Genomic DNA, 13,378 nt, shown 5'->3' on the forward strand with positions numbered 1-13,378 from the left:
GGTCCCCGTCATGACGCGGCGCTACTTCACCACCTTCACCGCCATGCTGGTCGTGCTCGGCCTGTACTCCGCCTATGCGCAGGTTTCGCAGCGGGTCTTGAGCCGTTCGCACGTCAAGGAATCGAAGACCGCTCGCACGGTCTTGCAGGCATTGCCTTCGATGGGGCCGCGTGCCAGTGTCGAAATGGCTCAGCAGCATTTGAAGGACGCTCCCTGGGCGGTCGCCGCGCGGGCCAAGATCCGTGCCGATGGCCTGCATCTGTTCTTCAATGAAAAGCGGTTTGTCCGCGACAATACCGAGATCGAAGTCAGCCCCATCGCCATGGTCTGGAGTGCAGACAGCGGTGAGGGCGGAGCGAAGTCCGACTCGAAACCAGTCGTCATTCTCGCCGATCGCGGCACCTTTGTGTTCGACGAACCAGTGGAACTTTCGCAGATCCGCACGCGAATGATCGGCCAGATTCAGCTTCGTGGCCGGGTTTCCGTTCAGGGAGACGACGGGCTCAAGATTCTCGGTCAGAACTTCGTGTTCGATCGAGCCAACAAAAATATCAGCAGTTATCACCCGGTCGAGTTCCATATGCAGGAGCATCACGGGTATGCGAGCAACATTCAGCTGAATCTGTCGATGCTCGATGGGGGGCAGTACGCCGACAATCCGCAGATGCTCGGCGTGAAGAACCTCGTCATCACGCAGCATCTGGAGATGAATCTGCAACCGAAGTCGGACGAACCGCCCGTGCTCGTCACCTGCGAAGGCTCCTTCCGATACGAAGTCGCCAGCCAGCAGGCGATTCTAAAAGACGAAGTCTTCGTGCATCGGACCGATCCTCACGGCATGGTCGACTCGCTGAGCTGCGATCGACTCGAATTGCAGTTTGCCGAGAAGGACAAGAATCAGATTGCATCGGCAGAGTCCTCCCCATTCGGAGAAGCTGCGACTATGGAGTTGTTGTCGCTCACGGCTTCCGGGGACCATGTATTGGCCAAGTCCTCTTACAATCAACTCGAAGCGGTGGGCGAAATTCTTACGTACGATCTGCAGAAGAGGACACTCATCCTCCGGAAGCGGAGCGGCGTCGAGATTCAATACAAGGGAGCTGAGTTGTTCACGCCACAACTCGATGTGCACCTCGATGAGGATCAGGAGCCGATCTTCGCCCGCTGTAACGGGCACGGCCAGGTGAAGTACCTCGACAGTCGCGTCCCTCAGGCAAACAACATCGGCGGAGCGTTGCCGATCCAGGCGATTCTCGCGCAGGCGAACTGGCAGGAGTCGCTCACATTCACTCCGGATGAGAAGTCGGGCCGCTCACTCGACGTGCTGACCCTGACCGGAAAAGCCGTACTGCAGTCCCCGCCCCATCAGACGGGCCTCATGTCGCACACCATCAAAGTCTGGCTGTCGCGAGAAAAAGAGAACTCCAAACCGGTCGTTCAGGCCGGCTCGGACAGTGTTCCACCCATGGCCCGCGATCTCCGGATCGATCGCACGCTGGCGGAAGGTGAGGTCGCAGTTGTCAGCCCGTATCTGGAAGGGGAGTACGAGTCGCTCGACATCAAGTTCCGTCCCGAGTCGAAGGAACTGCTCGCTCAGCTCAAGCAGACCTCGCCCGTCCAGCAGACTGCAGGCGGCTCTTCGGAGTCGACTCCCGCTGAACGGCAGTTGCCGGAGTCACCATTCAAGATTGATGCGACACGACTCAAACTGCAGGTGTTGCATGATCCGGCGTTTGAAGAAGTCCACGTCGCGCACGTTCAGACCGAAGGAAAGATCCAGGCGAACGGAATTCTGTCTGGGCAGAATGAGCCGCTGCATCTGGAAGGACAATCGGTTGAGATCTCCAACGCCGGACAGAATCGGCAGCGGTTTCAACTGCTCGGAAATCAGGAACGTTACGCCTCGATTCAACACGGAGCCATGCGGATCGACGGGATCGATCTGTTCCTCGATCGTCAACAGGACTTCACCCGCGTGATGGGAAGCGGCTCGATCGAGTTTCCGGTCGACTCGAACTGGAACGGCGACAAGTCGGCTCAGCCACAGACGCTCGAAGTCTCCTGGAAAGAACAGATGCGATTTGAAGGCGCGACCGCTCACTTCATCGGCGGCGTGAAGGCGACCCTGGGCGATGCGGTCATCACATGCGAAGAACTCAAGGTCCATCTCGATCAGGCGGTTTCGCTGAAGATGAATTCGCTGGCCGTGCGGCCGCAGATTGCCCGCATCGAATGTCAGGATCGCGTCCACTTTGAGATGAAGCACTACGAAGAAGGAGTACTTGTTGGAATCCGTTACGTCAATGTCTGGTCTTTCAGTATGGACCAGCGAACCGGAGCGATGACGGCTCAGGGACCGGGCGATCTGGAGTTCTGGCAGAAGCGGACCGGCAAGTCGCCACTCGGACTTCCGGAAGCAACGATGAGTCAGTCACCGAAGGAGATCGACAAGAAAGCCGATCCGCCCGCCGGGTGGGATTACACGCGGATCACCTTCGAGGGCGAGATGACGGGCAACTACATGCAGCGTCAGGCGACTTTGCATCGCATGGTCAACGTATTGCACGGACCGGTTTCCGAACCCCTTGTTCGATTTGTCCGCGATGCCCGTCCACCAGACAGTGTCTGGGTTCGCTGTGAAACGCTTGAACTGCTGCTGCGCTCGCTTGGCGGCGACGGCGAAGAGGAGGCAGCCAAACCGGAGAACTGGTCCGTTGAAATTCAGGCGCGCGAGAACGCCGAGATCGAAGGCGACAGTTTTCAGGCGAGTGCCGATGTCATTTCCTACAACCACGCCAACCGAATGTTTATGATGCGGGGCATGGAGAATCGTCATGTCAGGATCTGGCATTTCGCTCATCCCAACGCGCCGCGCTCCCGTTACGATGTGATGATGATTCGCATCTCTCCGGACGGAAACATCCTGGAACTCGATCGGACCAAAGGAGCGTCCGGATTCAGGTAACCTTTCTTTCGGAATCGGATTCCCACTGAGCGGCGACGACTGTACCGCATCCTCTTGTCGAAATCCGATTTCATGTCCGATCGCCCGCTGGTTGTTGTCACCGACTTCATTGAAGAGCCCCTTGCGATCGAACGCGAGATTCTGGGCTCCGTTGCCGAAGTGGTCGCGCTCAATGCCTTCGAAGAGAAAGAACTTCACGGCGTCATCGAGAAGGCGTCGGCTGTAATGGTCTATCACACCGTGCCGATTACCGCGGACACGATCAATCGGCTGGAGCGATGTAAGCTGATCGTCCGCTGCGGTGTCGGCTACGACAACGTCGATCGTCCAGCCGCTCGCAAACGAGGCATCAGCGTTGCCAACGTTCCCGATTATGGCACCGAAGAAGTCGCCGACAGCGCGATCGCCATGGCCCTCGCGTTCACTCGCGGCACCCATATTCTCAATCATCGTCTGCAGCGCGAGTTCGGGCCCTGGTCGTATCAGCAGATCGTGCCGAAGCCACGCCTTCGAGGGGAAGTCTTCGGCATCGTTGGGCTGGGACGCATCGGCATAGCGACCGCACTTCGGGCCAAAGCTCTCGGTTGCGATGTTCGATTCTACGATCCGTATGTCGAACAAGGCATGGACAAAGCGCTCGGCATCCGACAGGTTCACTCTCTGCCCGAGTTGCTCTCTGCAGCTTATGTCGTGAGCCTGCATTGCCCGCTGACCGAAGAAACGGCCAATCTGATTGATGAAGAGATGCTCGGTCAGATGCGGCCCGGCAGCTATCTCATCAACACGGCTCGAGGCGGCGTGGTCCATCCGAAGATTATTCTCCATGCTCTTGAGAATAACCTGTTGGCGGGTGCAGGAATCGATGTGCTTCCCGATGAACCTCCCTCTCCCGACAATCCGCTCATTCAAGCCTGGCGCAATCCGGATCATCCCGCCTACGAGCGTCTCATCCTCAATCCGCATGCAGCGTTTTACTGCGAAGAGGGTCTTGAGGAAATGCGAGTCAAAGGTTCCCAGAACTGCCTCCGTGTCCTGCAGGGAATGCCCCCGCTGAACGTGGTGAACTGAGCATTCCGGTTCGCCGGTCAACTCTCAGGCGGCTGTGTGCTTCGAGTTCATAATGGTTCCCGCACGCCTGGTTCGGCGTTACATGCTATCGACATTGAGATGTCGGTCGATCCGAAACGCGTGCCGGGTACAAATTCCGGAAATACGCGACTTCTCGAATTCAAAACTTTGTTTCTCAACGAGCTGTCTATAATCAGCAGTGAACCGGCGATACGTCGGAGATGCCGACCCAGGACATCAGTGAGAGACTTTCATGGCGGTTGCGGCTCCTTCAGAAATCCGATCGACAACAGGTCGGACTTCCGTCTTTCGTAGTCAGGTGAGTCGGGTTCTGGATGATCTTCGTCATGGAAGGATCATTCTCGAAGAAAACGGAACGACGACCGTATTCGGGACGCTGGGAAGCGATGGTCTTGAAGCCGTTATCCGTGTTGTCGATCCGAAGATGTATCAACGGGTCGCATTCGAGGGGAGTCTCGGTGCGGCGGAAGCCTACCTGCAGGGCGAATGGGAATGTGATGATCTGGTCGAACTCTTCCGGATCCTCTGTCGCAATCGCGAACGATTGATGGTCATGGACTCGGGGGTCTCGCGATTCTTCCTGGGACTCGCGGCCTTCGCTCATCGGCTGCGGAAGAATTCCAGGGCTGGCAGTCAGAAGAACATTGCCGCTCATTACGATCTGAGCAACGCGTTCTTCGAACTGTTCCTCGATCCAACCATGATGTACTCCTCGGCTTACTATGAGGACGACGCCATGTCTCTGGACGAGGCGTCGCTGGCCAAGCTCGATATCGTCTGCCGAAAGCTTGATCTCGGACCGGAAGATCACGTGCTTGAAATCGGCACCGGCTGGGGGGGCTTCGCCGAGTACGCGGTGCGGAACGTTGGCTGCCGCGTCACCACAACAACTGTTTCCGGACAGCAGTACGATTTTGCGAAGAAGAGAATCGAGCAGGCTGAGATCGCCGATCGGGTGACGTTGCTCAAGAAGGACTATCGGGATCTCAGCGGGAGCTACGACAAGATCGTTTCGATCGAAATGATCGAAGCCGTGGGCCACGACTATCTACCGGAGTATGTCCGGAAATGCGAATCGCTGCTCAAGCCTGAGGGATGGATGCTGGTGCAGAGCATTCTGATGCCCGATCAGCGGTACGAACGTTACCGCAAGTCGGTCGATTTCATTCAGAAGTACGTCTTCCCAGGCGGGCACCTGCCGAGTGTGGGAGCCATTCAGCATGCATTCGACGACAGCAGCCAGATGCGGCTCGTCGAGTATGAAGAGTTTCCGGAATCGTATGCCCGGACCCTCCACGAGTGGCGGCAGCGTTTTAAGGACAAACTCGATCGGGTGCGGGAGCTGGGCTTTGACGAACGATTCATCCGGCTCTGGGAGTACTACCTCTGCTATTGCGAGGGAGCGTTCCTCGAGCACGCAACCACAGTGGGCCACTTCCTCTGGCGTAAAGTCGCTTATTGACGAGCGGGAAAGTCGGAGCTGAGGCACGGGCAAGCGGTGGACTCAACAATCGTGGAGCAGATGTGATGACGACAACAGAAGCCCTTGTGGAGACGGTTCCTCGGGAAGCAATTCCCTGCGACTTCTGTGGAGACGGACCTGAAGTCTCCGCAGGACCGAGACTCTCACTGACAGACAGGCTCTTTGGCGTCGGCTTGAATCTGGCCGAGCAGGGCGTCGTTCCGGACGTTCTGATTCGCCGCGCGATTCGCCGATTGCTGTCCGCACGTCTGGCGGAACGGGAAGAGGGCACGTGCGCCGACCATCAGGAACGAATCGAATGGTTTATCGCTTCGGCGTGCAGCGGACCGATTGCGGACGTGCCGGAGAAAGCCAACGAACAGCACTACGAAGTCCCGGCAGAATTCTTCGCCCGGGCTTTGGGACCTCGGAAGAAATACAGTTGCTGTTATTACCCGGATGCGAAGACGTCGCTCCGCACGGCTGAGGAGGAGGCACTTCGGTTGACCTGTACTCAGGCTGAGCTCGCCGACGGTCAGCAAGTTCTCGAACTCGGCTGCGGCTGGGGTTCACTCTCGCTCTGGATGGCTGAGCATTTTCCGGGGTCACAGATCACGGCTGTCTCGAACTCGCGGTCCCAGAAGGCCTTCATTGATGAGTGTGCAACTGAGCGGGGGCTGTTGAATCTGCATGTCGTCACGGCTGACATGAACGAGTTCGCTCCGACAGAAACGTTCGATCGCGTCGTCTCAGTCGAGATGTTCGAGCATATGCGGAACCATCGCCTGCTGCTGCGACGCATTTCGGAATGGCTCAATCCCGACGGCAAGCTGTATGTGCACATCTTCTGCCACCGGGCTCATCCTTATCTGTTCAGTGCGGCGGGGCCACAGGACTGGATGTCGGAGCATTTTTTCAGCGGCGGCATGATGCCCAGTGATGAGTTGTTTCTGCATTATCAGGAAGATTTGATCTGCGAGCGTCGCTGGCGATGGAACGGGCAGCACTACCAGCGGACCTGTGAAGACTGGCTCCTTCAGACCGATGCGGCTCGGGATCAGGTGCTGACTCTCTTCCGGGAATGCTACGGACCGGAGCAGGCCCGAAGTTGGTTGCAGCGATGGCGGATCTTCTTCATGGCCTGCGCGGAGTTGTTCGGCTACAACGACGGAAACGAGTGGTGGGTCTCCCACTACCGATTCTCGAAACGGACCTGATATGACGATTCTTCTCGCCAACGCTGCCGCCATTCTGACACTGATGCTCCTCGTCTGGCTGATCAGTATCCCTTTGCGAAACGTGAGCATCATCGACCCGGTCTGGGGGCTCGGGTTCGTGATCGTCGCCTGGGTGACTTACCTCATGTCGGTGCAAACCGGTGAAGTCTGCTATCTGCTGCCGGTTCTGGTTGCCATCTGGGGGCTGAGGCTGTTTGGTTACCTCGCCTGGAGAAGCTGGGGCGAGGAGGAAGACAAGCGTTACGCCGAGATGCGAGCCAGGCGGCCCGACAACTTCTGGTGGATCAGCCTGTTCATGGTCTTTCTGCTGCAGGGCGTGTTGATGTGGATCATTTCGCTGCCTCTGCAGCTCGGTATCCCCCGCAATCCCGGCGTCGTCAACGTGTGGACGTTCCTGGGAACAGGGCTCTGGATGATCGGGTTCTTCTTCGAGGTCATCGGCGACTGGCAGATGGCTCGCTTCAAGGCGAACCCGGAGAACCAGGGCGAAGTCCTGAACAGCGGCCTTTGGCGTTACACCCGGCATCCCAACTACTTTGGAGAGTTCTGCCTCTGGTGGGGATTCTGGGTGCTGTCGATCTCCGCTGGTGGACCGTACTGGACGGTGATCAGTCCGATCAACATGTCATTCCTTTTGCTCCACGTTTCCGGCGTGACACTGCTGGAGCGTCACATGAGGAAAGACAAACCGAAGTACGAAGAATACACCCGCCGCACAAATGCCTTTTTCCCATGGTTTCCCCGGACGGAATCGGCGGCGACGTGAATGGGCCCAAAAAAGACGAAAGGCTCAGAGTCCCCAAGGGGCTCTGAGCCTTTTCTATAGTGAAGCCACTTTCGTGGCGGGATCTGCGAGTTATTCTGGATTGTGTCATTCCCGGTTGTTTCGTCTCACAAAGGACTGAGCGACCGCCGGGGACGACAGGGGACGCGAATTTTTCTCCGATTTTTCAGGTTGAGCCGCCCGAGCCGCCGGCAATTTCGACGCCTCACTTGGCGGAGTCACTTTTCAGCCGTTATGCTCGTTCTCAGAAGCAGCTCCCGATGACCCTCCGCCGCAATTATTGACAGGAATTGACGATGGCAGAAATCTGGCCGATTGGCGTATTCACCTCGATCGATGCAGGCTTCGGCGTGCATCTCGAAGTCGTCTCTGAACTCAAGATCCCCAGCATTCACGTGCACACTCCGCACGGCAACATGCGGTCCGAAGAGCAGGCCCGCGACTTTCTCGCCCGCTGCACCGATGCGGGTGTGACTGTCACCTGCGTCTTTTGCGGATTTGAAGGCGAAAGTTACGCCGACATTGAAACCACGGCTCGGACAGTCGGCCTGGTTCCGGAAGCGACACGGCAGGAGCGGGTTCTGGATGCCCGGAAGATCGCCGAGTTTGCCCGCCACCTCGGCTGCGATACCCTCGGCATGCACATTGGCTTTGTGCCGGAAGACCGGAACAGCGAATCCTATCGTGATCTGCTGGCCGTCACTCAGGCACTGCTCGACGAACTGGCCGAACATGGGCAGAAGATGCACCTTGAAACCGGACAGGAAACGGCCAGTCACCTGCTGCAGTTCTTCAACGATGTCAATCGCGATAACCTGTTCATCAACTTCGATCCGGCCAACATGATTCTCTACGGCACGGGCGATCCGATCGAAGCGTTGAAGCAGGTCGGCCCGCACGTTCGCAGTGTCCACTGCAAAGACGCCGTCTGGGCTCCGGAAGATCAGCGAGGCACGTCCTGGGGACGCGAAGTGGCTCTGGGACAGGGCGACGTCGACATCAAGAAGTACCTCGAGACGCTCAAGGAGATCGGCTACAAGGGTCCGCTGACGATTGAGCGGGAACTCTCCAGCGATCGACTTCAGCAGAAGAAGGATGTCGGCCAGGCCGTCGAACTGCTGGAAGCCACACGAGCCGAGTTGTGGGGCGAACAGGCCTGATTTCAGTCGTATCCACGACAGTCCACCATGGCTGACTCTCCGGAATCGGGAGGGTGACGATGTTGCAAAACTCGCCCGATGTTTCCGTGGAGAAGCGTTCGTGGTCACGACCGCGAACGCCGGCTCTGGTGGCCGCCATCGCCTTTGCGGGTGGCATTGCTCTCGATCGATCCCAGGGCGATCGCTTTCACTGGGACTGGTTGTTGACCGCTGCTCTGGTCGTGGGCCTGATCTGGCTCGTGCTGGCCGCGATTCGGTCGCGGTTCGCCGTCATCGCTGCCGTGGGGCTGGTCGCCACGTCGGGAATTTGCTGGCATCATCATGTCTGGTCGATTGCTAATCCGAAGCATGTGGTCCGATACGCCGCGAGCGAGGCCACACCGCTTCGATTGAGAGCGACTGTTCTCGATGCTCCCGTGCTGGTGCCACATCGGCTTCCTGACTTCGCGACCGCCTGGCCGGGGGAAGAGAAAAGCCGCTGTCACCTTCAAGCCGAGGCAATTCTGCTTCCGGAACGAAATATTCCGGTGACGGGTCGACTCCGGTTGACGGTCACGGGGCGGATCCCGCATGTCCGGGACGGTGATCGTATCGAAGTGGGAGGTACGTTGCGGCGGTTGACTCCGGCTCGCAATCCCGGGACGTACGATTTCGCCGAGTCAATGCGTCGTGAAGGCGTTCTCTGCACGCTGTTCTGCGAACATGCCGACGGTATTGTTGTGAGGGATCGGCAGCAGGGTTTGCCGGCCTGGTCTCCCCCGATGTTGCTCAGCGGGCTTCGACAGAGGATCTCTCACGTTTACGAGCAGGTCTTCGAAACGGACGTCGCGGCGATGGCGAACGCGCTCGTGCTGGGAGAGCGAAGCGGTCTCGATGGCGAAATTTCGCTCAACTTCCGCCGCAGCGGATTGATGCATCTGCTTTCGATTTCCGGATTGCACGTGGCTCTAATCGGCGTGGTCGCCGGAGCGATTGCAATTTTCCTCCGTCCCGAGACGCGCTTTATCCAATGGCTCGCCCTGGGCGGGATGACACTCAGCCTGCTCCTGGCGGAGTTCCGGCCCCCGGTGTTTCGAGCCTGGTTGCTCGGCGTGCTGCTCGTGGCCAGTTCGATGTCGTTCCGTCCGTGGCGAACCGTGCAGGCGCTGGGGTTGACCGCCTGGGTCTGTCTGATCGTTAATCCCACGTGGCTGTTTGACGCTGGCGCCCAGCTTTCGTTTCTGGGAATTGTGGCGATACTGGGATGCTGGAAATGGCTGCCGGATCTGCTGGGAAGGACCGGCGATGGCGAACCGATTGACCCGACGGAGGAACCATCCGCATGGAGCGGGCCTTTGTCGATCTTCGGGCGGTTCTTGTTCGAGACCTGCATCATCTCACTGGCGGTTACGCTCTGCCTGTTGCCGGTGATTGGTCAATCGTTTCACCTGGTGTCCCTGGCCGGAATTCCCGCGACCGTGCTTGCGCTCCTCCTGCTAACGCTCGCCTTGCCGGGGCTGCTGGTCATTGCCCTGGGAGGACTGCTCTCGACAGTGCTGGTCACGCCGCTCGCCTGGCCGGTCTCGCGGTTGCTGTGGTTGATGGCCGAGATCGCTCAACTCTTCTCGCAAGGCCCACTGCAGTGGATGCCGGCTCGGATCCCGTTTCTTGTTGTCCTCTGTTTCGTGTTCATCGCAGGGATTCTTATCGTTCAGACCCGAAGTCGGATTCCCCGTCTGAAGCCGGTTCTGCTTGCGAGCTGGGTGGTGCTCCTCGCGGCTGGCTTTTCACCCGTGTCGCACCGTACGCTCGAAGCCATGCTTGGGCAACGGAATCTGGAACTGCGAGCCCTCAGCGTCGGTCATGGCAATGCCTGTCTGCTGCGGTGCCCCAACGGGCGGACAATTCTTCTCGACGCCGGTTCGATGGAGAACGGCCAGGCCGCGGCGAATGCGGTTATGGCGAGCCTCAGCGACATGGGTTGCGACCGGCTCGATGCGATTCTGATCTCTCACACCGACACCGACCATCTCAACGCCGTTCCGTTTCTCTTGCGGGATCTGCCGGTGCGGGCCGTGCTGCTAAACCCGGTCGGACTCAATCCCCACCATCGTGGGCTGGCGGCGGTGGTGGCCGCAGCTTCCGAGGCTCAGGTGCCGCTACGAGTCGTTCGGCATCACGACGAGATCGCACTCGATCCCGAAGTGAGAATTCGGGTGCGGCAGAGCGGAAACTCGCCGATCGCCGGGCGAGTCGACGACAATGAACATTCGGTGGTCGTCGAAGTTGGATACGCAGGGCACCGTCTGCTGTTTCCCGGCGATGTCTCCGGAGCAGGGCAACAACGTTTGTTCGAGACATCCGCGGAGAGTTATTCCGTGATCGTGGCTCCGCATCATGGCGGAAGACGGGAGAACACGCCGGAGTTCGCAAACTGGGCCCGACCGGAAGCAGTCATTGTTTCCACAGGCGATGCCGGTTACGAACCTCAATTCACCGAAGTCTATAATCGCTCACGGCTTACGAATACCGCGGAAGGAGCCGTTCGGGTTCGGATCACTTCCCAGGGGAAGCTGAATCTCGATCGCTGGGCTGCGGATCAGCGATGGGCCTCGCTTGCGGAAAAGCCCCGATAGCGACTCAAATTCTGCATCGAGCTCCCCTCAACGCTTCTTGTCCAACGTCCGCCGATCAAGTACCGTACTGGATGAACAGAACCGGCTGCTCGAAGCGGTCCCATTCTCCTCCTCAGTCTTCCTTCCCTCGCGGACCCGGACTGCATTGAGCCTCTCTGGACGCGGTGAAAGAACTCCATGAACGAACCCCAGAAAACTGCGGAAACTCCCGCGCCGTCCGACAGCAAGCAGAAACCACCTCGCGAGAAGGAAACGGCTCGGGAAACGATCGAATCGATCGTCTTTGCGTTCGTCCTGGCCTTTCTGTTTCGAACCTTTGAAGCCGAGGCGTTCGTGATCCCAACCGGATCGATGGCACCGACGCTGTTCGGGCGGCACAAAGATATCGACTGCGAGCAGTGCGGGTACACGTTCCAGTTTGGAGCGAGCACCGAGATTGGCCGCGAAGGCAACGTGATCAGTCCGGAAGGACGGATTCGTGAAGCTCTCTGCCCGAACTGTCACTACAGTAATCGCAGCGCGTTCGAAGCGGCTCCGTTTAAGGGTGATCGGATTCTGGTCAATAAGTTTCAGTACGAGCTCAGCGATCCGAAACGATTCGATGTGGTCGTGTTCAAGTATCCGGAAGATTCGAAGACAAATTACATCAAGCGGCTCGTCGGCCTTCCCGGCGAAACCGTGCGGATTCATCACGGGAATCTTTACCGCGTCGGCGAGAACGGCGGGGAAGAGATCCTCCGCAAGGATGACCCCAACAAGCAGAAGCTGATCCAGATTCCGGTCTACGATGACAATTACCCCCCTCAGGAGTTGCTGGAGGCGGGCTGGCCGGAACGCTGGGCGGCCGTTGAGCCGACCAACGCCGGGGACGGTGATCAAGCCGTAGCCGGCTGGCGAACGGTCGATTCCTCCTGGAATCTTCGTGACGATGCCCGCGTGTACCAGCTCCCTCCCGAACTGGCCGGAAATGGGAATCTCAACTGGCTGCGTTATCGCCACTTCGCCCCGACGGCCGACGACTGGAAGGCCTTCGACAATGACGATCCGCTTTCGCCGTCGCCTCGTCTGATTGGCGATTTCTGCGGCTACAACACGGTCACCCATACGCTGGAGCCGACCTACTCGGATGAACTGTTCTGGGTCGGCGACCTGACCGTTTCCGGCTCCATTGAAATTGATGCGGTGGAAGCCGGCGGCGAAGTCGTGCTCGAACTGACCGAGGGAACGCACTGGTATCGCTGCCACATCGAACTGGACACGGGAGTCGCCCGGCTTACTCGCGTGGAGTCCGGGCTCGATCCCAACGAAGAGATCGAGATGGCCAAGGCGACGACATCGGTCTCCGGGACGGGATCGTTTGCGTTCCGTTTTGCCAATGTCGATGACCGCCTCTGTCTTTGGATTGACGACTCGCTCGTCGACTTCGGACCGGGGGCGAGTTACGAGACCAGTATTCTGGACGGCATGCTCCCCACGCAGGCCGACTATACTCCCGCCGGCATCGCCTTCCGGGCCGCCTCGGGCACCGTTTCCGATCTCATCGTCGAACGGGACATCTATTATCGGGGCAGCGACGATCCGCTGGAGCAGGGCTCACGTCTGCTCGGGAATGTGGTCGAATGGCAGAAAGCTTATCGGAACAACTGGAAGCAGATTGACAACTTCGAGGTGCAGATCCCGGAGAACGAATTCTTCGTGCTCGGCGACAACAGCCCCCGCAGTTCCGACGGGCGGTTCTGGCTCGAAACCAACACCGTGCCCCGGGAAGCGTTCGTCGGCAAGGCGTTCTTCATCTACTGGCCACACGGCATTCCGCTCGGAGTCGACAGTGGCATGGCGTTCACGCTGAGTTACCACCGCAAATTCACGCGGGACGGAGAGATCGTCACTGATCGCAGCTACCCGCTCCACTACTTCCCGTTCTATCCGAACTTCCCCAGAATGCAGCGAATCCGCTGATCCGGGAAACATTGAGTCCGGAGACCGCCCCGAAAGAATCTTTCAGAGCCACCCCTCTGGTCGACATCGATTTACTGGTTCGGGCATCCTCTGGGGTGCAGAGTCA

At 58.6% G+C, this 13,378-nt stretch carries 8 protein-coding genes; all 8 read left to right on the forward strand.

What is annotated here, in order from left to right; translation table 11 throughout:
• Window positions 1-10 precede the first annotated feature (10 nt).
• Entirely contained in the window at window positions 11-2,965 is a 2,955-nt protein-coding gene (locus tag L1A08_RS05275; protein ID WP_238755026.1) for a hypothetical protein, read from the forward strand.
• Window positions 2,966-3,037: 72 nt separating this feature from the next.
• On the forward strand, window positions 3,038-4,033 hold the full coding sequence (locus L1A08_RS05280) for a C-terminal binding protein (protein WP_238755028.1): 996 nt from the start codon (window positions 3,038-3,040) through the stop codon (window positions 4,031-4,033).
• Window positions 4,034-4,286: 253 nt separating this feature from the next.
• Window positions 4,287-5,516 (forward strand): SAM-dependent methyltransferase, encoded by a 1,230-nt coding sequence (locus L1A08_RS05285; protein WP_238755030.1) that lies wholly within the window; start codon window positions 4,287-4,289, stop codon window positions 5,514-5,516.
• A gap of 65 nt (window positions 5,517-5,581) precedes the next feature.
• Window positions 5,582-6,733 carry an SAM-dependent methyltransferase gene (locus L1A08_RS05290; protein ID WP_238755032.1) on the forward strand — a complete coding sequence of 384 codons (1,152 nt, stop codon included), beginning with the start codon at window positions 5,582-5,584 and terminating at the stop codon, window positions 6,731-6,733.
• A 1-nt stretch (window position 6,734) separates the two neighbouring features.
• On the forward strand, window positions 6,735-7,520 hold the full coding sequence (locus L1A08_RS05295; RefSeq protein ID WP_238755034.1) for a DUF1295 domain-containing protein: 786 nt from the start codon (window positions 6,735-6,737) through the stop codon (window positions 7,518-7,520).
• 314 nt (window positions 7,521-7,834) lie between these two features.
• Window positions 7,835-8,698 carry a sugar phosphate isomerase/epimerase family protein gene (locus L1A08_RS05300; protein ID WP_238755036.1) on the forward strand — a complete coding sequence of 288 codons (864 nt, stop codon included), beginning with the start codon at window positions 7,835-7,837 and terminating at the stop codon, window positions 8,696-8,698.
• A 59-nt stretch (window positions 8,699-8,757) separates the two neighbouring features.
• Window positions 8,758-11,313: a ComEC/Rec2 family competence protein gene (locus L1A08_RS05305; protein ID WP_238755038.1), complete on the forward strand. Its 2,556-nt coding sequence runs from the start codon at window positions 8,758-8,760 to the stop codon at window positions 11,311-11,313.
• A gap of 177 nt (window positions 11,314-11,490) precedes the next feature.
• Window positions 11,491-13,272: a signal peptidase I gene (gene lepB / locus L1A08_RS05310; RefSeq protein ID WP_238755040.1), complete on the forward strand. Its 1,782-nt coding sequence runs from the start codon at window positions 11,491-11,493 to the stop codon at window positions 13,270-13,272.
• Window positions 13,273-13,378: the final 106 nt, after the last annotated feature.

Source organism: Rubinisphaera margarita (assembly GCF_022267515.1).
GTDB classification, from domain to species: Bacteria; Planctomycetota; Planctomycetia; order Planctomycetales; family Planctomycetaceae; genus Rubinisphaera; species Rubinisphaera margarita.

What these genes read in the sequence shown, in the direction of transcription:
- lepB (WP_238755040.1), top strand. Translation starts at nt 11,491, where the DNA reads ATGAACGAACCCCAGAAAACTGCGGAAACTCCCGCGCCGTCCGACAGC.
- L1A08_RS05305 (WP_238755038.1), top strand. Translation starts at nt 8,758, where the DNA reads ATGTTGCAAAACTCGCCCGATGTTTCCGTGGAGAAGCGTTCGTGGTCA.
- L1A08_RS05275 (WP_238755026.1), top strand. Translation starts at nt 11, where the DNA reads ATGACGCGGCGCTACTTCACCACCTTCACCGCCATGCTGGTCGTGCTC.
- L1A08_RS05280 (WP_238755028.1), top strand. Translation starts at nt 3,038, where the DNA reads ATGTCCGATCGCCCGCTGGTTGTTGTCACCGACTTCATTGAAGAGCCC.
- L1A08_RS05300 (WP_238755036.1), top strand. Translation starts at nt 7,835, where the DNA reads ATGGCAGAAATCTGGCCGATTGGCGTATTCACCTCGATCGATGCAGGC.
- L1A08_RS05290 (WP_238755032.1), top strand. Translation starts at nt 5,582, where the DNA reads ATGACGACAACAGAAGCCCTTGTGGAGACGGTTCCTCGGGAAGCAATT.
- L1A08_RS05285 (WP_238755030.1), top strand. Translation starts at nt 4,287, where the DNA reads ATGGCGGTTGCGGCTCCTTCAGAAATCCGATCGACAACAGGTCGGACT.
- L1A08_RS05295 (WP_238755034.1), top strand. Translation starts at nt 6,735, where the DNA reads ATGACGATTCTTCTCGCCAACGCTGCCGCCATTCTGACACTGATGCTC.